The organism is Parvibaculum sp. (genome assembly GCF_035511255.1).
Taxonomy (GTDB): domain Bacteria; phylum Pseudomonadota; class Alphaproteobacteria; order Parvibaculales; family Parvibaculaceae; genus Parvibaculum.
This window is the reverse complement of sequence record NZ_DATKFR010000369.1, coordinates 13922-36591: the sequence shown is the minus strand read 5'-3', so window position 1 is coordinate 36591 and position 22670 is coordinate 13922. Positions and strand designations below refer to the sequence as shown.

25 protein-coding genes are annotated in these 22670 nt (G+C 62.9%); 17 read left to right on the top strand and 8 right to left on the bottom strand.

Going from position 1 to position 22670, the window contains the following annotated elements; translation table 11 throughout:
* Both VMR03_RS14265 and badI read right to left on the bottom strand, forming a co-directional pair.
* Nucleotides 1–239: hypothetical protein (locus VMR03_RS14265; RefSeq protein WP_325406345.1), on the bottom strand; the 239-nt coding region annotated here is incomplete at its 3' end.
* 44 nt (nucleotides 240–283) lie between these two features.
* Entirely contained in the window at nucleotides 284–1066 is a 783-nt protein-coding gene (gene badI, locus VMR03_RS14260; RefSeq protein WP_325406343.1) for a 2-ketocyclohexanecarboxyl-CoA hydrolase, read from the bottom strand.
* Between the two features lie 304 nt (nucleotides 1067–1370).
* Between badI and VMR03_RS14255 the strand changes: the two genes are divergently transcribed.
* On the top strand, nucleotides 1371–2057 hold the full coding sequence (locus VMR03_RS14255) for a hypothetical protein (protein ID WP_325406341.1): 687 nt from the start codon (nucleotides 1371–1373) through the stop codon (nucleotides 2055–2057).
* On the opposite strand, the gene VMR03_RS14250 is transcribed toward VMR03_RS14255, so the two are convergent.
* From VMR03_RS14250 to VMR03_RS14240, 3 genes are all read right to left on the bottom strand, one after another.
* Nucleotides 2054–2536 carry a GNAT family N-acetyltransferase gene (locus VMR03_RS14250; RefSeq protein WP_325406339.1) on the bottom strand — a complete coding sequence of 161 codons (483 nt, stop codon included), beginning with the start codon at nucleotides 2534–2536 and terminating at the stop codon, nucleotides 2054–2056. The genes VMR03_RS14255 and VMR03_RS14250 overlap by 4 nt on opposite strands.
* Nucleotides 2530–3300 carry an alpha/beta hydrolase gene (locus VMR03_RS14245; protein ID WP_325406337.1) on the bottom strand — a complete coding sequence of 257 codons (771 nt, stop codon included), beginning with the start codon at nucleotides 3298–3300 and terminating at the stop codon, nucleotides 2530–2532. The genes VMR03_RS14250 and VMR03_RS14245 overlap by 7 nt, the downstream gene beginning before the upstream one ends.
* Nucleotides 3301–3395: 95 nt before the next feature.
* A complete protein-coding gene (locus tag VMR03_RS14240; protein ID WP_325406335.1) occupies nucleotides 3396–5831 on the bottom strand; it encodes a lytic transglycosylase domain-containing protein in 2436 nt (811 codons plus the stop codon).
* 253 nt (nucleotides 5832–6084) lie between these two features.
* Between VMR03_RS14240 and dapA the strand changes: the two genes are divergently transcribed.
* Genes dapA through VMR03_RS14225 form a run of 3 tightly spaced genes read left to right on the top strand, consistent with a single transcriptional unit; the run spans nucleotide 6085 to nucleotide 8167 of the window.
* Entirely contained in the window at nucleotides 6085–6960 is an 876-nt protein-coding gene (gene dapA, locus VMR03_RS14235) for a 4-hydroxy-tetrahydrodipicolinate synthase (RefSeq protein ID WP_325406333.1), read from the top strand.
* Nucleotides 6961–6980: 20 nt separating this feature from the next.
* Nucleotides 6981–7478, top strand: coding sequence for an SsrA-binding protein SmpB (gene smpB / locus VMR03_RS14230; RefSeq protein ID WP_325406331.1), 498 nt, complete (start codon nucleotides 6981–6983; stop codon nucleotides 7476–7478).
* 17 nt (nucleotides 7479–7495) lie between these two features.
* A complete protein-coding gene (locus VMR03_RS14225) occupies nucleotides 7496–8167 on the top strand; it encodes a sulfite oxidase-like oxidoreductase (protein WP_325406329.1) in 672 nt (223 codons plus the stop codon).
* A gap of 219 nt (nucleotides 8168–8386) precedes the next feature.
* Here the strand turns inward: VMR03_RS14225 and VMR03_RS14220 are convergent, their stop codons facing one another.
* Both VMR03_RS14220 and VMR03_RS14215 read right to left on the bottom strand, forming a co-directional pair.
* Nucleotides 8387–9043: a uracil-DNA glycosylase gene (locus VMR03_RS14220; protein WP_325406327.1), complete on the bottom strand. Its 657-nt coding sequence runs from the start codon at nucleotides 9041–9043 to the stop codon at nucleotides 8387–8389.
* Between the two features lie 8 nt (nucleotides 9044–9051).
* Entirely contained in the window at nucleotides 9052–9675 is a 624-nt protein-coding gene (locus VMR03_RS14215) for an NYN domain-containing protein (protein ID WP_325406325.1), read from the bottom strand.
* A gap of 134 nt (nucleotides 9676–9809) precedes the next feature.
* On the opposite strand from VMR03_RS14215, the gene folK reads away from it, so the two are divergent.
* The 13 genes from folK (at nucleotide 9810) to VMR03_RS14150 (ending at nucleotide 22105) form a co-directional block, all read left to right on the top strand.
* The gene (gene folK, locus VMR03_RS14210; protein WP_325406323.1) at nucleotides 9810–10355 is read left to right on the top strand and encodes a 2-amino-4-hydroxy-6-hydroxymethyldihydropteridine diphosphokinase; all 546 of its coding nucleotides are present in this window, start codon (nucleotides 9810–9812) and stop codon (nucleotides 10353–10355) included.
* A 108-nt stretch (nucleotides 10356–10463) separates the two neighbouring features.
* On the top strand, nucleotides 10464–10886 hold the full coding sequence (gene rpoZ, locus VMR03_RS14205; RefSeq protein WP_325406321.1) for a DNA-directed RNA polymerase subunit omega: 423 nt from the start codon (nucleotides 10464–10466) through the stop codon (nucleotides 10884–10886).
* A gap of 129 nt (nucleotides 10887–11015) precedes the next feature.
* Entirely contained in the window at nucleotides 11016–13166 is a 2151-nt protein-coding gene (locus VMR03_RS14200; RefSeq protein ID WP_325406319.1) for a bifunctional (p)ppGpp synthetase/guanosine-3',5'-bis(diphosphate) 3'-pyrophosphohydrolase, read from the top strand.
* 77 nt (nucleotides 13167–13243) lie between these two features.
* Entirely contained in the window at nucleotides 13244–13828 is a 585-nt protein-coding gene (pyrE, locus tag VMR03_RS14195; protein ID WP_325406317.1) for an orotate phosphoribosyltransferase, read from the top strand.
* A 10-nt stretch (nucleotides 13829–13838) separates the two neighbouring features.
* A complete protein-coding gene (locus VMR03_RS14190; protein ID WP_325406315.1) occupies nucleotides 13839–14423 on the top strand; it encodes a DUF2062 domain-containing protein in 585 nt (194 codons plus the stop codon).
* 21 nt (nucleotides 14424–14444) lie between these two features.
* Nucleotides 14445–15215 (top strand): pyridoxine 5'-phosphate synthase, encoded by a 771-nt coding sequence (locus VMR03_RS14185; RefSeq protein WP_325406313.1) that lies wholly within the window; start codon nucleotides 14445–14447, stop codon nucleotides 15213–15215.
* Nucleotides 15212–15637, top strand: coding sequence for a holo-ACP synthase (acpS, locus tag VMR03_RS14180; RefSeq protein WP_325406311.1), 426 nt, complete (start codon nucleotides 15212–15214; stop codon nucleotides 15635–15637). The genes VMR03_RS14185 and acpS overlap by 4 nt, the downstream gene beginning before the upstream one ends.
* A gap of 84 nt (nucleotides 15638–15721) precedes the next feature.
* Nucleotides 15722–16477 carry a signal peptidase I gene (gene lepB, locus VMR03_RS14175; RefSeq protein ID WP_325406309.1) on the top strand — a complete coding sequence of 252 codons (756 nt, stop codon included), beginning with the start codon at nucleotides 15722–15724 and terminating at the stop codon, nucleotides 16475–16477.
* Nucleotides 16465–17181, top strand: a complete 717-nt coding sequence (gene rnc / locus VMR03_RS14170) for a ribonuclease III (RefSeq protein WP_325406307.1) — start codon at nucleotides 16465–16467, stop codon at nucleotides 17179–17181. The genes lepB and rnc overlap by 13 nt, the downstream gene beginning before the upstream one ends.
* Entirely contained in the window at nucleotides 17174–18115 is a 942-nt protein-coding gene (era, locus tag VMR03_RS14165) for a GTPase Era (protein WP_325406305.1), read from the top strand. The genes rnc and era overlap by 8 nt, the downstream gene beginning before the upstream one ends.
* Nucleotides 18116–18204: 89 nt before the next feature.
* Entirely contained in the window at nucleotides 18205–18945 is a 741-nt protein-coding gene (gene recO / locus VMR03_RS14160) for a DNA repair protein RecO (RefSeq protein ID WP_325406303.1), read from the top strand.
* An 82-nt stretch (nucleotides 18946–19027) separates the two neighbouring features.
* Nucleotides 19028–21277 carry a DNA topoisomerase IV subunit A gene (gene parC, locus VMR03_RS14155; RefSeq protein WP_325406301.1) on the top strand — a complete coding sequence of 750 codons (2250 nt, stop codon included), beginning with the start codon at nucleotides 19028–19030 and terminating at the stop codon, nucleotides 21275–21277.
* A gap of 150 nt (nucleotides 21278–21427) precedes the next feature.
* A complete protein-coding gene (locus tag VMR03_RS14150; protein WP_325406299.1) occupies nucleotides 21428–22105 on the top strand; it encodes an outer membrane protein in 678 nt (225 codons plus the stop codon).
* Nucleotides 22106–22162: 57 nt separating this feature from the next.
* On the opposite strand, the gene VMR03_RS14145 is transcribed toward VMR03_RS14150, so the two are convergent.
* Nucleotides 22163–22645: a hypothetical protein gene (locus tag VMR03_RS14145; protein WP_325406297.1), complete on the bottom strand. Its 483-nt coding sequence runs from the start codon at nucleotides 22643–22645 to the stop codon at nucleotides 22163–22165.
* Nucleotides 22646–22670: the final 25 nt, after the last annotated feature.

The following is a 22670-nucleotide window of genomic DNA, read 5'->3' as shown; positions in this document are numbered from 1 at the left end:
TCGACATACTCGCCGATATTGAAGACGAGTTCATGAGCATGCAGCAGATTCGCGGCGTAACGATAGCTGATGAACGCATCGTCGGCTTGCGGGACGAAGTGATACGATTCCCACAGGAAAATCGCGACGGCCAGCGTGGCCAGAGGGGACCCGAGATAATCCGCGAGCAGCCGCCGGGAGTGCGCAAACAGAGCCGATATGCTCGCCGAGCTGATGCGCGCCTCGATAAACGAATGCAATTCCCGTTCCCCCTGAATGCGAACCTGCTGTCCCCGACGGATGCTTACTTCACATGCTTGCGGAAGTCCGGCTTGCGTTTTTCCTTGAAAGCATTTGTGCCCTCGCGCGCTTCGTCCGTGTCGTAATAGAGCGCGACCGATTGCATGCCCATCGCGCCGATGCCCTTGATGTGATCGCTGTCGGCGTTGAAGGAACGCTTGGCGATGGCGATGGCCGTCGGGCTCTTCTCGAGAATTTCGGCGCACCAACGCGCGATCTCGGCATCGAGGTCTTCGGGGGGAACGACCGCATTGACGAGCCCCATGGCCAGTGCCTCGGCGGCGGTGTAACGGCGGCAGAGATACCAGATTTCGCGCGCCTTCTTCTCGCCGACGACGCGGGCGAGATAGGCCGTGCCGAAGCCCGGATCGACGGAACCGACACGCGGGCCGACCTGACCGAAGATCGCCTTTTCGGACGCGATCGTGAAATCGCAGACGGTGCAGAGCACATTGCCGCCGCCGATGGCATAGCCCTGCACCCGCGCGATGACCGGCTTCGGCGCTTCGCGGATGATGGAATGGACTTCCTCGATGGGCAGGCCGATAGTGCCGCGGCCGTCATACTTTCCGGCGTGGGCGGACTGATCGCCGCCTGTGCAGAAAGCTCGATCTCCGGCCCCCGCGAGCACGATGACGCCAATCTCCTTCGACCATGCCGCCCGGTTGAGCGCGTCGATCAGTTCCTCGCAGGTCTGCGCACGAAAGGCATTCATCTTGTCCGGGCGATTGATCGTGATCGTCGCGACGCCATCCGTCTCGGCGTAGAGAATGTCGGTGTAGCTCATCGGACGCATCCCTTATGATTGAGGTCCCGGAGAGTAGCCGGGATGAGGGCCTTGGCAAGCCTCCGCCGCAAGAGTAGATTACCGGCAATCCCGGCTTTCGCCGGGCGAGGACAGACCGATGACATGCCTATCTTTTCGCAGCTTCAATGAAGCGGGCTGGTGGACCACCTGACGGGTGGCCCAGTCATGTCGTCTATCGACCTGTCGGATCGGCCGCCCCACCTGGAGGCGGCCTTTTTGTTTCTCCGTTCGGAACGAAGCCGCCTCGGGAGAGGGCGGCTCCGGCTTTGAAACGGAGTTCGAAATGCTCAAGGAATTCAATCTGGACGGTGTCGTCCCATGGGGGCGGCGCTTCGACGAATACGAGGCGTTCTTCGCCCTCGGCGATGTCGCGACCGGCACCGCCATTCTCGACGCGGGCGGAGGCCCGGCCTCCTTCGCGGTCGAGGCGGCGGCGCGCGGGTTCGACGTCACGGCCGCCGATCCGATCTACGGCTTCGACGGCGGGAAGATCCGGCGGCGCTTCGAGGAAACGGCGCGCGCAATGCGCGAGGGTATGCGGCTTGCCGCCTATCGCTTCAAATGGAATTTCTACGGTTCCGAGGAGGCTGTGCATCGACGCAGGCGCGAGGCGCTCGACTTGTTCGTGGCGGATTTCGAGCGGCGGCGTGGATCGCGCTATGTCGCGGCGGCGCTTCCCGATCTCCCCTTTGCGGATGACGTCTACGATCTCGCATTGTCGTCGCATTTTCTCTTTCTTTATGGCGATGAACTGGACTGCGATTTCCACGTCGCGGCCGTGCGCGAACTTGCTCGCGTCGCGCGCGAGGTCCGAATATTTCCGTTGATCAATCTCGATGGGCGTCCATCGAGCCACCTGCCTGCGGTCATGACGGAACTCGAGGCGTCCGGGTTCTTTCCCGAGCTCGTGACGGTACCGTTCGAGTTTCAGATCGGCGCGACGCAGATGCTGAGAGTGAGGCGCGGCTAGAGCGTGCGGTACATGACGAGAGCGTCGACGAGGCCGAAACGCGGATGATCGAAGACTTCGGGAAGGCGACCGACGATCTCGAAGCCGCAAGCCTGCCAGAGATGGACGGCGGCCTCGTTGCGGGAGATGACGAAGTTGAATTGCATGGCGCGGAAGCCGAGAGTCTTGGCCTGTACCAGCGAATGTTCGCACATCGCCCGCGCGATGCCTTGGCCGCGCGCGGTCTCGGCGGTCATGTAGCCGCAATTGGCGACATGCGACCCGCCGCCGCGATTGTTGGCGCGCAGGTAATAGGTGCCGAGGATCGCGTTGTTCTTGTCAGCGACGAAGACATGGTGACCGGGCGTGTGCCAGTAGGCGAGCGCCTCCGACTTTGCCATGTCGCGGGGCAGGGGGTAGGTCTCTCCCGCCCGGATCGTCGGCTCAAGGATCGGCCAGATCGCGGCGTCGTCGTCGGGATTGCTGGCACGGATCAGCATTTGGCCAGAAACCCGTCGATCGCGGCAATGGCCTCCGGTTCGTCGAGAAATGGAACATGGCCGCGATCCTTGACGGTGACGCTGGAAAGATCGCCGTGGCGCTTCCCCATCTGCTTCACGGTCTCCGCCGAGAGTATGTCGGAATTCTCGCCGCGAATGACGAGGACCGGAATGTGGCCGAGGGCCTTGAACTGCGGCCACATGTCGGGGAGTGCGCCGTTCGCCGCTTCGAGCCCCTTGCGCAGCGCCGTGCCGATCTTCGCGTCGTAATCCGCTTTCGGCACGCCGTTCTCTTCTGCGAAAGTGCGCCGGGCCTGCATATACCAGTCGTCGCTGGTGAGATTTGGAAACTCGCGCTCGTTCATCATGCGCAGGCGGAAGGCGGCCTCCGTCCATGTGGCGGGTGCGTCGCCGATCCCGGCATAGCCGGCAATACGCTGAAGGCCGGCGATTGCGACCTCGGGACCTATATCGTTGAGGACGACACCGCGTATGGCGGTGGGCCGCTGCGCCGCCATCAACATGGCGACGATGCCGCCGCGCGAAGTGCCGACGAAGACGGCTTGGTGAATGCCGGCGGCGCCCATGAGGTCGAGAATGTCGAGCACTTCGTTGGCGGGGGTGTAGTCCGTCCAGTTCTCGCAATATTGCGAACGCCCGCGCCCACGCAGATCGGGGCAGAGGACGCGCCGCGTGGCGCTGAGGCGCCGGGCAAGGTCATCGAAATCCTTCGAATTCCGGGTAAGGCCGGGCAGGCAGATCACCGGGGTCTTCCGCGATCCGCGTGCGCCATAATCCCGCGCGAAGAGGCGCAAGCCGTCTTGTGTCGTGTAAAAAAATTCGCGATGGGCCGACGGCGTCATTGTTTGGAATGCGTCCGCTTCGGTGCGACGGGTGTGGGAACGGCTGTTGCGGTGGCAGCCTCCACCGCCGCCGTCGTCGCCCCGGATGCAGGTTCCGCGTTGATGCCGGTTTCGCCATCCTCGACGACGGGCGCCATGGCGGAGGCGGCAATCAGCGGCGATGCAAGCGGAATGCGGCCCGGCACCGGCATGGCCGTGGTGATCGCCATCCCCGTATTGCGGCGCAGGTCAGCCTCGAGACGGATCTGCTCGGCTTTGCCGGCGAGACGGCTGCGGTAGATTTCGGTGTTTTCCATTACGCGCTGGACGTAATTCCTCGTTTCGGAGAAGGGAATGTTCTCGATCCAGTCGATTGGGTCGGCCTTGGTCGAGCGCGGATCGCCGAATTGATCCACCCATTCGCCGACACGGCTCGCGCCGGCATTATAGGCCGCGATGCTCATGATGTAGGAGCCGGAATAGCCCTCGATCAGGTCGCCGAGATGGGCCGAGCCCAGCATCGCGTTATAGGCGGGGTCGCTGGTCAGGCGTGTGGATGAATAGGGTACGTTGATCTGCCTCGCGACGATCTTTGCCGTCCCTGGCATCAGCTGCATCAATCCGCGCGCGCCGACGGGGCTCATCGCGGCAGGATCGAATTCGCTCTCCTGCCGCGACAGTCCGTAGACGAGCGCCTTTTCGACCGTCGGCCCCTTGGCCCGATAGTCCGGCATGAAGGCGACGGGATAAGCACGCTGCGGCAGGATGATATTGCGCTGGGAAGCCGCCTTGGCGATGCGGAGCGAGAGCTTCTGATCGCCGAATTTGAGCGCGAGATCGGACAGCGCCGCCACCTGTTCGGGCTCGTCCAGGATGTCGGCGAGATGGAGCATGAAGCTCCATGTCTGGCCCTCGCGGCCGAGGTCGTTCAGCAGCTTCGCCGCGTGGACGAGTTCGAGCTTGTCGAAGTTCGCGACCCCAACAGTAGAGGGCTTGGGGTCTTTCGGCAGGTGAAGACGCGCCGTGCCGCCTTCCATGCTTGCCAGCGCGGCGGCACCGAGCTGACCGTAGAAGGTCGTCGGATAAGCGGCCGCCTTTCGATAATAGAGCTCCGCGACCTTTGGATCGCGATTGGCCGATGCCGCGCGGCCCGACCAGTATTCGGCGCGGGCCTTGCTGATCGGGGTCGAGACGGCGTCGCCGAGGCGCGCGAAATGCGCCAGCGCGGCGCTCGCATTGTTGAGGTATTGAAGCGATATCCAGCCGCACATGAATTCGGCGTCGGCGAAATCGGCGCCGTTTTCGAGGCCGTGCTTCGAGACGATCTCGTAGGCTTCTTTGTACTGGCCGAGCGACAGCGCCTTGCGGGCGGCGATCTTGCGCTCGACCCACCAGGCGTCGGGGTTGACCATGGCGTGGGGTTGATTGGGCGCCGTGAGCACCAGCGGCATCACCTGATCGTCATTGCCGCGTCGCCGCTCGTAACGGACCTGATCGTAAAGGAGGCCGGGGTCGGTCTTGAGGGACGAGGGCAGGGTCGTCAGCGCATCCGTGGCGAGCGTCGAGCGCGTCATCAGCTTGATGCGCGCATCGGCGAGCGCCCGTGCGTTTGCGTCGATCAGCGCGGCGGTGAGGCGCGCATCCGCCGTGCGTTCATCCCAGAGCAGCCGGTCGAGCCGCGCCTTATGCGTCGCGAGCGTGAGATAGGAACGGAAGTTGGCGAGGATTTCCTTCTGCCGCCCCGGCGCGAAATCATTCTCGACCCAGGCGCGCTGAATCCAGTTCTTCGCTTCCTCCTTGCGACCGGCGGCGGCGAGCACCTGTCCATAACGCAGCCGGCCTTCGCCGGTCACCGGAGGATGCGCGCCGAACCAGGCGATCACGTCCTGGTCGCTCATCGGAAAAGCAAGAACGGCCTCCTCGGCGCGCCGCGTCAGCAATGCCTGGCGCGGCCAGTCGGGGTTCTGCTGCTGAAAGGCGACGATCTCCGCCAGCGTGGCGCCGGAATCCTGCGAGACGAGGCGCGTCCAGAGGACGAGTTTCGCGGCGACCGGGTCGCTCAAGCGGCGGGCGTGCCGCATCGCCTCCGACCAGTGCTTGCGGTCTGCCTCGGCGAAAGCGTCGGTCAGGGCGGCGAGATCCGCCTTGCTCAGAAGCGTCGAACTGACTGTCGCCAGATGATGCTTGGGCTTCGCCGCCGCCTGAACGGGCTTCTTCGCCGGCGTTTTCTTTTTCGTCGAGGTCTTCTTTGTCGTCGTTTTCTTGGTGGCCGTCTTTTCGCTCGCGGACGTCTTATGGGACGTTGTGGCCGCCGCAAATCCGGCCGGCTGCAGAAGGGAGGCGCCCACAGCGAACACGGCGATGCGCACCAGGCCGCGCGCCGCCTCGCGGGCACCAGCCCTGTTCGGCGATCGATCGGAGCCACGATCAGGCAAAAGAGCGGTCCAGTTCATGAAACACGGCCGGACCGCCCCCCACAGGAACGTTCTCGACCCCTTCAACGGCATTCCGGCCATCTGCTATTCCACGCCGGATTGTCGTTCATTGAGATTACCTTTGTGGTAACAAGCAGGGCAATGGGCCGCAAGCCGCATTCCCCGGGTTTTCGGCGGAATCCTTGCCGCGCCCGAGGGTTATGGTTATCGTGCGCGCCGCCTGAAAGGCAAGCAGACCCCGACGAAGCGGGGGCATTGGAGCTCGAGAAACATGTTCAAGGGATCGTACGTCGCTCTCATCACCCCGTTCCGGGACGGCAAGGTGGATGAGGACGCGTTCGCCAAACTGGTCGAATGGCAGATTGCCGAGGGAACGCACGGCCTCGTGCCCTGCGGAACGACGGGCGAGTCGCCGACACTGTCCCACGAAGAGCACCGCAAGGTCGTCGAAATCTGCGTCGAGGTGACGAAGAAGCGGGTTCCCGTGATCGCGGGCGCCGGGTCGAACAACACGACCGAGGCGCTGGAGCTGATGCGGCACGCGAAGAAGGTTGGCGCCGACGGCGCGCTCTGTGTGACGGGCTACTACAACAAGCCGTCGCAGGAAGGGCTCTATCAGCACTTCAAGGCGCTGAACGACGCGGTCGACCTGCCGATCATTCTCTACAACATTCCCGGCCGGACGATCGTCGACATCAGCCTCGAGACGATGACGCGGCTTTTCGAACTGAAAAATATCGTCGGCGTGAAGGATGCGACCGCGAACCTGGCCCGGGCGAGCCTGCAGCGGGCCGCTATGGGACCGGATTTCATCCAGCTTTCCGGCGAGGATGGAACTGCGCTCGGTTTCAACGCGCATGGAGGGCAGGGCTGCATCTCGGTGACGGCGAACATCGCGCCGAAGCTCTGCGCGGAATTCCAGACCGCGACGCTCGCCGGAGATTACCGCAAGGCGCTCGAGCTTCACGACCGGCTGATGCCGCTTCACCACAATCTCTTCATCGAGCCGAGCCCCGGTCCGATCAAGTATGCGGCGAGCCTGCTCGGCCTCTGCCGCGACGAGCTGCGGCTGCCGCTCGTGCCCGTGACCGAACCGACGCGCGAGAAGGTCCGCGGCGCCATGCGGCATGCCGGCCTCATCAACTGAGTTTCTGAAACCGAGAAGACATGTCATCGAAGAGCGGCGGCGCAAAGAAGAAGCTGGGAGACGGCCGGAAGATCATTGCCGACAACCGCAAGGCACGCTTCAACTATTCGATCTCCGACGTCTATGAGGCGGGTGTCGAGCTCAAGGGCACCGAGGTGAAGTCGCTGCGCGTCGGGCAGGGCAGTCTCAACGAGGCCTATGCGCAAGCGACGAAGCAGGGCGAGATCATGCTCGTCAACGCCTATATCCCGGTCTATCTGCAGGCGCATCAGTTCAACCACGAGACTCGCCGCCCGCGGAAGCTCTTGCTGCATCGGCGCGAAATCGACAAGCTTTCGCAGGCCGTCCTGCGGCAGGGCATGACGCTCGTGCCGTTGAAGATGTATTTCAACGACAAGGGCCGGGTGAAGGTCGAGATCGGTCTGGCGCAGGGCAAGAAGATGGCCGACAAGCGCGAGACGGAAAAGCAGCGGAGCTGGGAGCGCGACAAGGCGCGCGTCATGCGCGAACGCGGTTAGGTCCGAAAGGAGCCCCGATGAGCGACGACGACAAGCCCGGACTGATCGGGCAGATCAAGGACAAGCTGATCCGCTCCAAGGAGCGCACCGCGGCCGAGGGGCGCCACCTCACCGGCAAGGCCGACCTTCGCCACGCGAACCGCCTGCCGCCGGGACAGCATCTCGTCGAGAAATGGCCGGTCCTCGATCTCGGCGTCCAGCCTGACATCGCGCTCGACAAGTGGCGACTCAGGATCGAGGGCGCGGTCGAGAATCCCGTCACGCTGACCTTCGATGAATTTATGGCACTTCCGCAGGTCCACGAGGTCAGCGACATCCATTGCGTGACGACCTGGAGCCGCTACGACAATAACTGGGACGGCGTCTCTTCGCGGACCATCGTCGATCTCGTGAAGCCGACGGCGGAGGCGCGTCACGTCATTTTCCACTCCTATGACGGCTATACGACCAATATCAAACTCGAGGTCTTCAACGAGCCCGACGTGCTGATCGCCCATAGCTGGGAAGGCGCACGGCTGACGCGAGAGCATGGTGGCCCGGTGCGCGCGATCGTGCCGCAATGGTATTTCTGGAAGAGCGCGAAGTGGATCCGACGGATCGAATTCAGCCCGGTCGACAAGCCCGGTTTCTGGGAAGAGCGCGGCTATCACAACGAAGCCGATCCGTGGACGGAGCAGAGGTATAGTTAGGAAAGGGGATGAGTTAGCCCCACCCCAATGTGTCATCCCGGCGAAAGCCGGGACCCATTGGTTCCCTTAGTAACATTTTTTGGCAAGCCTTCTCGATCCCGCCGCCGCGTATCCAATCAAACCGCTTGAGTCTGCATCGATCTGGATTGGGTCCCGGCTTTCGCCGGGATGACACCTTGTTTTTTGTAGGTGTGCATGGCTCTGGACGGACATCCGGACTCACTTCCCGTCCAGATACGCCCGTATATCCCCGAATACCGCATGAAACATCGGCGTCGTCAGCCGGCCGGTATTCGTGTTGTAGCGCGAGCAGTGATAGCTGTCGAAAAGCCGCAATCCGTCGCCGAGATCGTGGTTTGCCTGATGACCGAAGGGGAATTTCGAGCGCTTGGCTTCATGCGCGGTCAGCACTGCGTCATGCGCGATGCGGCCGAGGGCGAGGATGGCGGTGAGTTTCGGGAGTGCCGCGAGACGCGCCGAGAAAAATCTCAGGCAGGTCTTCGCTTCCAGCGGCGTCGGCTTGTTCTGCGGCGGCACGCAGCGCACGGCGTTGGAGATCATCGCGTCGACGAGCTTCAGTCCGTCATCCGGCCGAGCCTCATACGCCCCCTTGGCGAAGCCGAATTCGATCAGCGTCGAATAAAGCAGATCGCCGGCATAGTCGCCCGTGAAAGGGCGCCCGGTGCGGTTCGCCCCTTGGACGCCGGGGGCAAGCCCGACAATCAAGAGTCGCGCGTTCTCGGTGCCGAATGACGGCACGGGTCCGTTGAACCAATCGGGATGCGCCGCCTGATTTTCACGCCGATAGGCGACGAGACGCGGGCAGAGCGGACAGTCGCGCGGCGCTTCCGGTGTCGCGATTTCGATTTCCGACATGGGATGCGTCAGGCGCGCGCGGGCAGATCGAGATCGTCCTCGTCCTCGTCGTCGTAATAGTCGTCGTCATCCTCGGCGGGCGCGGGAGCCTGATGTCGATTGTCCTGGTTGCGGCCGACGACGCCGCGCAGGCTTTCGAGGTCGACAAACTGGTCGGCCTGACGGCGAAGCTCGTCGGCGATCATCGGCGGCGAGCTGCGGATGGTCGAGACCACGGTGACGCGCTTGCCCTTGCGCTGGATCGCATCGACGAGGCGGCGGAAATCGCCATCGCCGGAAAAAAGGATGATGTGGTCGATCTTGTCGGCGATCTCCAAGGCGTCGATGGCGAGTTCGATGTCCATGTTGCCCTTGACGCGGCGGCGGCCCGCCGCATCCGTGAATTCCTTGGCGGGCTTCGTCACGACCGAATAGCCGTTGTAGTCGAGCCAGTCGATCAGGGGGCGGAGCGGCGAATATTCCTGATCCTCGAGCAAAGCCGTGTAGTAGAAGGCGCGAAGCAGGGTACCCTTGGTGCGGAAGAGTTCGAGGAGCCGTTTGTAGTCGATGTCGAAACCGAGCCCGCGAGCGGCGGAATAAAGATTGGCGCCGTCGATGAAGAGGGCAATGCGTTCCTGCGGATAAAAATTCATATGGATTTCCTGCGAGTACTTATAACCAGCAAATGAAAATGAGGTGGGGCCTGCGGCAGTCATTGCATATGACGGCAAGCTACAGAAGCGCCGATACTTTGAAAACGACTAAAGAAGTGTATGGACGAAATGCAATGATCCTGGTTGGACTGGGTGCAAACCTAACAAGTGTTTATGGCGAACCGACAACAATATTGGAAGGCGCCCTCGCCATTATGCCCGCCTTCGGCATTTCCGTCCGGCGGCGTTCTTCCTGGTACCGCACACCGGCCATTTCGCCTTATACCCAGCCGTCCTATGTGAACGGCGTTATCGCCATCGAGGCCGTCTTGCCGCCGACAGCGCTTTTGGATGCGCTTCACCGGATCGAAGCCCTGTTCGGCAGGGTCCGGCGCGTCCGCTGGGGTGAGCGGACGCTCGACCTCGACCTGCTGGATTTCAACGACCAGGTGATCCCCGCCAAAGGCCCGCGGGGCCCGGAAGCTGGGCTGGGTGCCTTGCCGCTGGCGCTGCCTCATCCGGGGCTTGCCGAACGGGGTTTCGTCCTGGTCCCCCTTCTGGAGGTGGCTCCCGAATGGCGTCACCCGGTCAGCGGGGAGGGAGCGGCAAGGCTGCTGGCGCGGCTCCACGCCGACCGGGGCCCGGCGGCGCTGGCCGGAATTGAGCGGATTCGCCGCTGAAATGGCCTAATCCGGCCGTCTAAGAGCCTGTTTCTGCTTGCCTTCTGGTTGCCCAGACCCTACATACAGCGCACAATAGATTTCCCCCGCTATACCCGGAGTTGCGACATGGCGCGTGTGACCGTTGAAGATTGCGTCGACAAGGTGCCGAACCGGTTCGAACTGGTTCTGCTCTCCGCGCACCGTGCCCGGGCCATGTCGGCCGGCGCTGAACTGACCGTCGACCGCGACAACGACAAGAATCCCGTCGTCGCCCTGCGCGAGATCGCCGAGCGGACCGTCACCCCGGCCGATCTGCGTGAAGACCTCGTCGGCAGCATGCAGAAGCGTGTCGAGACGGACGAGCCGGAGGCCGAGAGCCTTCAGCTTCTGACCTCGGGCGAGGTTCAGGCCGCCGAGATCGATACCTTCGGCGCCGGCGCCGGCGGCGACCGCATGAGCGAGGAAGAGCTTCTGCGCGCCATTCAGAGCCAGATCGACTCGCCGCAGCAGAAATCCGCCGATGCGGACGACATGGACGGGGAAGACTGAGCTTTAGCTAACGGCGGAGAGGAGTTCCGCTCCCGAGCGTCATTCGGTTTAGAGCGCCGCCCCGCCGGAAGGTAAGGGCGGCGCTTTTGTTTGTGCGGGTGTTAACCCGGAGCTGGCAAGGTTCGAGGAATGCTGCGTCAGTACGAACTGGTCGATCGGATACTCGGCTACGATCCCAAGGCGGACGAAGCCCTGATCAACCGCGCCTATGTCTACGCCATGAAGCAACATGGCAACCAGAAGCGCGCCTCGGGCGACCCCTACTTCTCGCACCCGATCGAGGTCGCGGGCATCCTGACCGACCTCAAGCTCGACACGGCGACCATCGTCACCGCGATCCTCCACGACACGATCGAGGATACGGGCTCGACCATGGAGGAGCTGACCAAGCTCTTCGGCCCGGAGGTCGCGAACCTCGTCGATGGCGTGACCAAGCTCACACGCATCGAACTGACATCGGAACATTCCAAGCAAGCGGAGAACTTCCGCAAGTTCCTGCTCGCCATGTCGAACGACATCCGAGTGCTGCTGGTCAAGCTCGCCGACCGCCTGCACAACATGCGGACGCTGCAATACATACCCTCGCCGGAAAAACGTCAGCGCATCGCGCAGGAGACGATGGATATCTATGCGCCGCTTGCCGGCCGCATGGGCATTCAAGAAATTCGCGAAGAGCTCGAAGATCTCGCCTTCAAGGAACTGAACCCGGAAGCGCGCGAGACGCTGCTGAAGCGTCTCAACGAATTCAGCGCCGCGAGCGGCGACATCGTCCAGCGCATCGCCGACGAGTTGCAGGCGAAGCTGCAGGCGGGAGGCCTCGCCTGCGAAGTGGACGGCCGGCAGAAGCGGCCTTATTCCGTCTGGCGCAAGATGGAGCGCCGCGCCATTTCGCTCGAACAGCTTTCGGACATTTTCGGCTTCCGCGTCATCGTCGACGATGTCGCCGATTGCTATCGCGCGCTCGGCGTTCTGCATACCAACTGGCCGATGGTGCCGGGCCGCTTCAAGGATTACATCTCGACGCCGAAGAACAACGGCTATCGCTCGATCCACACCACGATGATCGGGCCGGAGCAGAAGCGCGTCGAAATCCAAGTACGCACGCACAAGATGCACGAGGTCGCCGAACTCGGTATCGCGGCGCATTGGCTCTACAAGGAAGGCGCGGGCGGCGCCGAGAAATCGTCCGAATTCGCGAGCACCTTCCGCTGGCTGCGGCAGTTGATCGAAATGCTCGAACATGGCGGCACGCCCGAGGAATTCCTGGAGCACACCAAGCTCCAGATGTTTTCCGATCAGGTCTTCTGCTTCACGCCCAAGGGCCTCCTCATCACGCTGCCGCGCGGCGCGACGCCCATCGACTTCGCCTATGCCGTGCACACCGATGTCGGCGACAGTTGCGTCGGTTGCAAGATCAACGGGCGCCACATGCCGCTGCGCACGGTGCTGCAGAACGGCGACGAGGTGGAGATCATCCGCTCCCAGGCGCAGCGCCCGTCGCCCGCCTGGGAAGCCTTCGTCGCGACTGGCAAGGCGCGCTCCGCCATCCGCCGGTCGATCCGCCAGGCAAAGCTCGCCGAATTCGGTCGCCTCGGCCGGCAGATCTTGAAGAGCGCTTTCGACGCGGCCGGCAAGGATATGACCGACGTGATCCTGCAACGCGCCATCGGCGCCCTGCATCAGGACGACGTGGACGATCTTCTGGCGTCGGTCGGCGCGGGCGAACTGACCGGCCAGCAGGTGCTGGAAGCGGTCTACCCCGAACTGCCCGCCAAGAAGAGCCGGCGGAAGCCCGTCAAGGCGGCGAACGGCGCGGGAGACCAGCGCGCGGTCGTCCGGCTTTCGGGGCGCGGGCACGGTCTCGCCATCAGCATGGCACCCGACAGTTTTCCGCTGCCGGGCGAGCGCATTGTCGGCATCGTCACGCCGGGCAAGGGCATCACCATCTATCCGATCGACGCGCCGGCGCTGGAAGAGTTCGACGGTGAATTGTCGCGCTGGCTCGACGTGACCTGGGACGTCGATCCCGAGCACCCGCAGATGTTCCCGGCGCGTCTCAGCATCACCGCCCGCAACGAGGTCGGTGCGCTTGGCCATATCACGTCGCTGATCGCCGATTACGGCAGCAACATCACCAATCTCTCGATGACGCAGCGCGACCCCGACTTCTACGACATGCAGGTCGATCTGGAGGTCCGGGACTTCAAGCATCTGACACGTGTGATGTCGGCGCTCAACGGCTTGTCGGTGGTCAGCAAGGTCACAAGGCCGCGCCGTTGAGGCGGGCCGTCACTTAACTTTTCCGGGTCATCGCGGCCAAAATCTGCTATCCCGATGCACCAAACTCAGGGGGCACCATGAAAGAAGCTAAGGTTCTGAAGGAATTCGAGAAATCGGGCGCTCTCCTGAGGGGCCACTTCATTCTTTCCTCGGGCCTTCATAGCCCGCTCTTTCTGCAGAAGGCGCTCGTCTTCATGAATCCGAAGCGGACGTCGAAGCTCTGCAAGGCGCTCGCGGCGAAGGTCCGCGAAGAGATCGACAAGCCGATCGACGCGATCGTTTCGCCGGCCGTCGGCGGGATCATTCCCGGTTACGAAACGGCGCGGCATCTCGGCGTGCCCGCCATGTATGTCGAACGCGAGAATGGCGAGTTCGCCGTCCGCCGCGGTTTCGAACTCAAGAAGGGCATGAACGTTCTGATGGTCGAGGACATCGTGACGACCGGTCTGTCGTCGCGCGAATGCATCGCCGCGATCAGAAAGACAGGTGCGCGCGTCGTCGCGGCGGCTTGCCTGATCGACCGTTCCGGCGGCAAGGCCAAGGTCGGCGTCAAGCTGGTCTCGCTCGCGCAGATCGACGTCCCTGCTTATCCGGCGGACAAGCTGCCGCCCGAGCTTGCCAAGCTTCCCGCGACGAAGCCGGGCAGCAGGGGCCTGAAGTAAGGAATGATCCGTGTTCCGGCGTAGGGTCGAACTACATCCCCTGCAAAAGCTGCGGGAGGCGCTCTGGCCCCGCATCGGTTGGAAGCGGGCGACGCAATATGTCTGGCGGCGCGTCTGGAGGCTGTCCGGCACCCCCCATACGATCGCAGTTGGCGTGGCAGCGGGGGCTTTCATTTCCTTCACGCCCTTTCTCGGCTTCCATATCGTGTTCGCAATCGTGATCGCCTGGGTCCTGAGGGGCAATCTTCTGGCGGCGGCCTTCGGGACGCTAGTCGGCAACCCGCTGAGCTACCCGCCGATCTGGTTTGCAACCTATGATCTCGGTTCCCGTCTGCTCGGCATGTCGGGCCGGCATCATGTGAACCTTTCCGAGGTCCTCATGAGCCACAAGGCCTTCGACATGGTCTTGCCAGTGCTGGTGCCAATGGCGCTCGGATCGATCCCGCTCGGCCTGGCTGCCGCGCTTGTGACATATTTCATCGTCAAGACGGGCGTCGCGGCCTACCAGCTTCGGCGGCGGGAGCAACTGGAAGCACGCATCCTTGCCCGGCAGGCCGAACTGGATGCGGGGATCGACGACGATGAGCAGGAATAAGGGCCTGCGGGAGACCGAAGCATGAGCGGACAGAAGGCGACGAAGCTGCGCCTCGGCGTCAACATCGATCACGTCGCGACCATTCGCAATGCGCGCGGCGGCGATCATCCCGATCCCGTGCGTGCCGCCCATGCCGCCGCTGCCGCCGGCGCGGACGGGATCACCGCGCATCTGCGCGAGGACAGGCGCCACATCCGCGACGAGGACATCGACAAGCTGATGAATGAGATCGGGCTGCCGCTTAATCTCGAAATGGCGGCGACGGCGGAGATGCTCGAGATCGCGCTGCGCCACAAGCCACATGCCTGCTGCATCGTGCCGGAGCGGCGCGAAGAGGTGACGACTGAGGGCGGACTCGACGCCGCCGGCCAGCATAATCATCTGGCGCCTTATGTCGCGAAGCTCCGCGACGCGGGCATTCGCGTTTCGCTGTTCATCAATTCCGACATGCGCCAGCTCGAAGCCGCGCATTCGCTCGGTGCGCCGGTCGTCGAACTGCATACCGGCGCCTATTGCGACGCGGTCGACGCGGCACGAAGGGACGAGGAATTGGCCCGGCTGACGAATGCCGCCCGCGAGGGCGCCGAACAGGGCCTCGAAATCCATGCCGGCCACGGTCTGACCTTCGACAATGTGTCGCCGATCGCGGCGCTGCCGCAGGTGGCTGAACTCAATATCGGGCATTTCCTGATCGGCGAAGCGATCTTCGGCGGGCTCGACTCGACGATCAAGCGGATGCGGGCGCTGATGGACAAGGCGCGCGCCGAGGCGTCCGGAAAGAGGATCGCATGATCATCGGCATCGGCAACGACATGATCGACATCCGCCGGGTCGAAAAGACGCTGGAGCGTTTCGGCAAGCGGTTCACGGAGCGCGTCTTCACCGATATAGAACGTGAAAAATCGGACAGGCGGCGCAACAGGGCCGCTTCCTATGCCAAGCGCTTCGCCGCCAAGGAAGCTTGCGCCAAGGCGCTCGGAACGGGTCTCAACCGGGGCGTGTTCTGGAAGGACATGGGCGTGGTCAACCTACGCGGCGGCCAACCGACCATGATGCTGACCGGCGGCGCCCGCGAGCGGCTGAAGGTCATCACCCCGCCGGGCATGGAGGCCGTGGTCCATATAACCATTACCGACGACCACCCGATGGCCCAGGCCTTCGTCATAATTTCGGCCATACCGGCAGGCACGGTGCCTGCGGGTCAGGGCGGGTAGACGGTTGGCCGCCGGAAGGTGTGTGCTATGGTCCGCCTGTCCGAAAGGGCGAAGCGTGGCCGGATGGGCCGAGGAGCTGGATGAATGTCGATGATTGACAATATGAAGAAGGCCGGGACCGGCGCATTCGCCGAAAACGTGCGCACGATCGGTTACGCGCTTCTTATTGCGTTGCTCATACGCGCATTTCTCTTTCAGCCTTTCAATATTCCCTCCAGCTCGATGATGCCGACGCTGCTGATCGGCGATTATCTTTTCGTCGCCAAGTACAGCTACGGCTATTCCAAGCACTCGCTGCCGTTCAGTCCGCCGCTTTTCGATGGCCGCATCTTCGGAAGGCAGCCGACGCGCGGCGACGTCGTCGTCTTCAAGAAGCCGACGGACAACCGCACGGATTTCATCAAGCGGCTGATCGGCTTGCCGGGCGACACGATCCAGATGAAGCACGGCGTCCTCTATCTGAATGACAAACCGGTTCCGCGCGTCCGGGTCGAGGATTTCGTGGTGCGCGACGATTACGGCGTGCGTCGCGTCCCGCAATATCGCGAAACGCTGCCGAACGGCGTGTCCTACACGACGCTCGATCTCTATGAGAACGGCGAGTTCGACAATACCGGCGTCTACGTCGTGCCGCCGGATCACTATTTCATGATGGGCGACAACCGCGACAATTCCTCCGACAGCCGCGTACCGAGCGTGGTCGGTTATGTGCCGTTCGAAAATCTCGTCGGCAAGGCCGAGATCATCTTCTTCTCGACCGACAGTAGCGCCCATTTCTGGGAATTCTGGCGCTGGCCCTCGGCGACGCGGGTGGGACGTATTTTCATGTGGGTCGATTGAGCAAGGATCGCCGCCATCGCCGGGTGCTGGAAGCGCGCCTCGGCCACAGCTTTTCCGATCAGACGCTACTCGATCTTGCGCTGTGTCACCCGAGTGCGCTCACCGGCGAAAAGCCTGCTTCGTCCAGCAATCAGAGGCTCGAATTCCTCGGCGACCGCGTACTCGGCCTGGCCATCGCCGAATGGCTGATGCGCGAATTTCCAGCGGCGGAAGAGGGCGAACTGGCGGTTCGCTACAATGCCCTCGTCCGCAAGGAAGCTTGCGCTGAAATCGCCGAACGGATCGGCCTCGGGCAGCATCTTCTGCTCGGTCCGGGCGAGGAAAGGGCGGGCGGCCGCGAAAAGGCCGCGATTCTCGCCGATGCCTGCGAGGCGGTTATCGCGGCGCTTTATCTCGATGGCGGCTTGCCGGCGGCGACGGGTTTCATAACCGCTGAATGGAAGCACCTCATGACGGCGCCGGCGCGGTTGCGCGGCGACCCGAAGACGGCGCTACAGGAATGGACGCAAGGCCATGGACGCGGTGTCCCGGTCTATAAAGAAATCGGCCGCTCCGGCCCGGATCATGCACCCGTTTTCGAGGTGCGGATCGAGGTCAAGGGATTGCCGGAGGAAACAGGCATGGGAAGCTCGAAGAGGCAGGCCGAACAGGCGGCAGCGCGAGCGATCCTGATGCGGCAAAAAGTCTGGACGGAAAATGAGTGAGCCCGAAAATATCGACGTCGCCGACCGGCAGACAAAGTGCGGCTTCGTCGCGATCATCGGCGCGCCGAATGCCGGCAAGTCGACGCTGTTGAACGCGCTGGTCGGCTCCAAGGTGACGATCGTCACCCATAAGGTGCAGACGACGCGCGCGCGTATTCGCGGCATCGCGATGGAAGGCGATACGCAGATCGTCTTCGTCGACACGCCCGGCATCTTCAAGCCGAAGCGTCGTCTCGACCGCGCCATGGTCAATGCCGCCTGGGGCGGCGCGGGCGACGCCGACGTCGTGATCCTTCTCGTCGACACCGAGCGCGAGCGTGCCGAGGACCTGCAGCGCGTCCTCGAAGGTCTGCGCGAGCAGGGCCGCAAGGCCGTGCTGGTGCTCAACAAGGCCGATGTGATGACGAGCGAGAAGGGGCGCGAGAAGCTGCTGAAACTCGCCGCAGAGTTGAACGAGACGGGGCTCTTCATCAAGACCTTCATGATCTCGGCGCTGAGCGGCGACGGCGTGGCCGACCTCAAGACCTATATTGCGAGCCTGATGCCGAAAGGCGCGTGGCATTATCCGGAAGACCAGGCCGCCGACGTCCCCCTGCGGTCGCTCGCCGCAGAGGTGACGCGCGAAAAGCTCTATCTCAGGCTTCACGACGAGCTTCCTTACGAGCTGACCGTCGAGACAGAAAGCTGGGAACAGAAGAAGGATGGCTCCATCCGTATCCAGCAGGTCATCTTCGTTCAGCGCGACAGCCAGAAGAAGATCGTCCTCGGCGCCGGCGGGCAGACCATCAAGACCGTCGGCCAGCTCGCCCGCAAGGATCTCGAGGACATGCTCGAGGCGAAGGTGCACCTCTTCCTCTTTGTGAAGGTGCGCGAGAACTGGGGCGACGACCGCGAGCGCTACCGCGAGATGGGTCTCGACTTCCCGAAAGACTGAATGCGGCGCCGAAGTCGAATCGTGCAAGCATCCGTCTGCGCGATATAATCCGCCGATGTTCGGATATCGCTTTAACTCGGTGAGCGGCCATGGAATGGCGTGACGAGGGGATCGTGCTGTCGACCCGCGCCTATGGCGAGTCGGGCGCGATCGTCGTACTCTTCACGCGCGAGCATGGCCGCCATCTCGGCCTCGTGCGCGGCGGCGCGGGGCGGCGGCACAAGGGCATGCTCCAACCGGGCAACGGCCTCGCCGCGCATTGGCGCGCCCGCCTTTCAGAACATCTTGGCACCTATACGGCGGAGATGCTGAAGCCGCGCGCCGGCTCGCTGATGGAAGATGCCTTTTCGTTGCTCGGCCTCAGCGCCGCCTGCGCCATCGCGGAGATCATCCCCGAACGCGAAGCCCACCCGGCGCTTTACGAAGGCTTCGAGCTGCTGCTCGATACGATGGAAGACCCGGACATCTGGCCCGCCATTTTCGTCCGCTGGGAGCTGGGGCTGCTCCAGGAACTCGGCTTCGGTCTCGATCTCGCGCAATGCGCCGCGACCGGCAGCCGCGACGATCTCGCCTATGTTTCGCCCCGGAGCGGCGGCGCGGTGTGCCGGGAGGCGGGCTGGCCCTACCGCGAGAGGCTCTTCCGCCTACCGGATTTTCTGCGCGGTTCGCAAGCTGGCGCGGCCACGCCCGAAGACGTCTTCGAAGGCTTTCGCATCACCGGCCATTTTCTGGAGCGCCATCTCTATGCGCCCAACGACAGGCATCTGCCCGACGCCCGCATTCGTCTCGTCGATCGGTTCAATCGTCGTCTCGGCGTCCGGACAGGCTGATGTCCGGCGCTTGCTGCACCTGCTCCGTGGAGGGTAGGTTGCGGATCGGTTCTTTATCCTCGAATCAAATGCCATTTCGCTCATGACCAAGCTCGCCCCCCCGCCCGAAGGCCCCGAATTCGAGATCAAGCTGCGTGAGGCGCTGGAGGAGCGCTATCTCGCCTATGCGCTCTCGACGATCATGCATCGTGCCCTGCCGGACGTGCGCGACGGGTTGAAGCCGGTCCACCGCCGTGTGCTCTTCGCTATGCGCCAGCTGAAGCTTGAGCCCGGTTCCGGCTTCAAGAAGTCGGCGCGCATCGTCGGCGACGTCATCGGCAAATATCACCCGCACGGCGACCAGTCGGTTTATGATGCGTTGGTGCGTCTCGCGCAGGATTTCTCCGTGCGCTATCCGCTGGTCGACGGACAGGGCAATTTCGGCAATGTCGACGGCGATAACGCCGCCGCGATGCGATACACCGAAACGCGCATGACCGAAGTCGCGGCGCTGCTGCTCGATGGCATCGACGACGAAACGGTCGATTTCCGTGAGACATACGACGGCAGCGAGAAAGAGCCGATCGTCCTTCCCGGCGCCTTTCCGAACCTGCTCGCCAACGGCGCCGCCGGCATTGCGGTTGGCATGGCGACGTCCATCCCGCCGCACAACGCCGCCGAACTCTGCGACGCGGCTCTCTATCTCATCAAGCATCCGAATGCCCGCACCGAAAAGCTTGTGGAATTCGTGCCGGGCCCCGATTTCCCGACGGGCGGCATCATCGTCGAAAGCCGTGCCTCGATCGCCGAGGCCTACGCGACGGGCCGTGGCGGCTTTCGCCTGCGCGCCCGCTGGCAGATCGAGGAACTGCCGCGGGGCATGTGGCAGATCGTCGTCACCGAAATTCCCTATCAGGTGCAGAAGTCGAAGCTGATCGAAAAGATCGCCGAACTCCTGATGGCGAAGAAGCTGCCCTTGCTCGACGATATTCGCGACGAGTCGGCCGAGGAAATTCGCGTCGTGCTGGTTCCGAAGAGCAAGACGGTCGAAGCCGACCATCTGATGGAATCGCTTTTCCGCGCCACCGAACTCGAGACGCGCTTCCCGCTCAACATGAATGTGCTCTCGGCGGGGCAAGTGCCGGGCGTGATGAGCCTGCGCGACGCGTTGAAAGCATGGCTCGATCACCGCAAGGTCGTGCTGATCCGGCGTACCAGCTATCGCCTCGAGAAGATCGCGCGGCGCCTCGAGGTGCTCGAAGGCTATCTCGTCGCCTATCTCAATCTCGACGAGGTGATCCGTATCATCCGCGAGGAAGACGAGCCGAAGGTCGAGTTGATGAAGACCTTCAAGCTCACCGACAATCAGGCGGAAGCGATCCTCAACATGCGCCTGCGCTCCCTGCGCAAGCTCGAGGAAATGGAAATCCGCGGCGAGCACAAGGAACTTTCCTCGGAACAGAAGGCGCTGAAGGCGCTGCTGAAATCCGAGGATGCGCAGTGGGCGAAAGTCGGTGAGGAAATCAAGGAAGTCAGGACCACGTTCGGTCCGAAGACCGAACTCGGCCGCCGTCGCTCGATCTTCTCCGAAGCACCGATCGTCGAATATGTGCCGCCGGAATCGATAATCGAGCGCGAACCGATCACCGTCGTCTGCTCCGCCAAGGGCTGGATCCGCTCGATGAAGGGACATATCGGCCCGGAGACGGAGATCAAATACAAGGAAGGCGACAGCGAGCGTTTCATTCTTCACGCCGAGACGACGGACAAGCTGATCCTGTTCGCCACCGACGGTCGCTTCTTCACGCTGGCGGCGGACAAGCTGCCCGGCGGGCGCGGACATGGCGAACCGCTTCGCCTCCTCATCGACATGGAGGAGGGGCGCGAGATCGTGCAGCTCTTCGTGCATCGGCCTGGCCGCAAGCTTCTCGTTGCCTCACATGAAGGCAACGGCTTCGTCGTGCCGGAAGATGAGGTTGTCGCCATGCGCCGGGCCGGCAAGCAGGTACTGAATGTTTCCGGCGCCGACGAGGCGGTCGCCTGCGCGGTCGTGCAGGGCGATCATGTCGCGGTGATCGGCGAGAACCGCAAGCTGCTGATTTTCCCGCTCACCGAAGTCAACGAGATGACACGCGGCAAAGGTGTGCGTCTTCAGAAATACAAGGACGGCGGCCTCGGCGACGTGAAGTGTTTCAAATTGAAGGACGGTCTAACCGTTTATGACCGTTCGAATCGCGCCAGGCTTTTCTCCGATCTGAAGGAATGGATCGGACAGAGAGCTCAAGCAGGGCGATTGCCGCCCAAGGGATATCCATCAGGCGACAAATTCGCCGGTGCCTTCGGAGCGCCATAATCCTGCGGCCTTGAGGCAACACCCCAGTGTCATAATGGCGTTGTGTGTGAGCGGCGCTGAGAGAAGCCGTTGCGCGAAGGTTGCTCGCCTTCGGACATTGTGATGTTTTTTGCGCCAGCGGGACAGGGGCACTGTTGCGAAGGTGCAAAAATGAAGAAGTTGCTTTTGATTTCCGCCGCTCTGGCCCTGACTGCATTTGCGTCGCCCTCGATGGCCGCAAACGGCGACGGTTCGGACGACGGTCCCAATGCCACTTACAACTGGGGCGGCTTTTACGCCGGCGTCAACGGCGGCTATGGCTGGGGCGATCAGCGTTTCGACACCGGCGTCGTTAGCGGTTCCCACGATGCCAACGGTTGGTCGGCTGGCGGCACCCTTGGTTTCAACATCGATTCCGGCGACTGGATTTTCGGTGTCGAGGGCGACTATGCCTGGACCGACTTCCGCGGTTCGACCGGTTGCGCTGTCGCGACCAACTGCAGCAGCAAGATGGATCAGCTCGGCACCTTCCGCGTCCGTGTCGGCTACGACGTTGCGTCGTTGCTTGGCACCAATCCGCTTCTCGTATACGCAACGGGCGGCCTCGCGGTGGGACAGGCCGAGTTCAAGGTTTCCGGCGCAGGCGGTGAAGCGTCGGATTCGAAGTCGGCCGTCGGCGGCGTTTACGGCGCCGGCCTCGAATATTCGCTCGGCAACAATATGTCGGTGAAGGCCGAATATCTGCGCGTCGACATTGGCGACGATACCTATGACGTCGGCGGAACCGCCGTACGCGGCGACATCCGCCCGATCGACTACGCCCGCGCCGGCATCAACTTCAAGTTCTGAAGCGCGCGCCCATCGACCGAAACAGCCCGGCTGTGAAGCCGGGCTGTTTTGTTTATCTCAGCGAATGCTGATTTCCTGATTTGTCTCGTGACCCCAATAACGGACGAAGAGGCGATATTCGCCGGGTCTCACGCGCTTGGGGTCGAGCTCGATCGGAAAGGTTTCCGTCATGGCGTGCCGTCCTTCTAGCCAGGTCGAAACCGTCACCTGCGCACAGACCTTGTCCTCGGTTTGCGATTGCACGAATTCCTTGTTTGCATCCGTGAGGAACCAGCGGAAAACATCGCAGCGCGTCCCCGCCGTCAGCGATATGCCCTTGTCCTCGTTATTCTCGAGGCGGACGGCCAGATCGACCTTGATGGGTTTACCGGGGACGGCGGCCTCGACCTGCGACGTCGTCAGCGTGAGCGTGACAGGCTCATCGGGCTTAACATTGCCGGTGTAGACGAAATAGACGATCACGCCGACCGCCGCCAGCACCGCGAAGGACATGTTCGTCATGCGCCGTCCGAGATCGGAAGGCTGTGTGGGCGTGGTCATCGTTTCTCCAGAGGTTCGGTGTTTC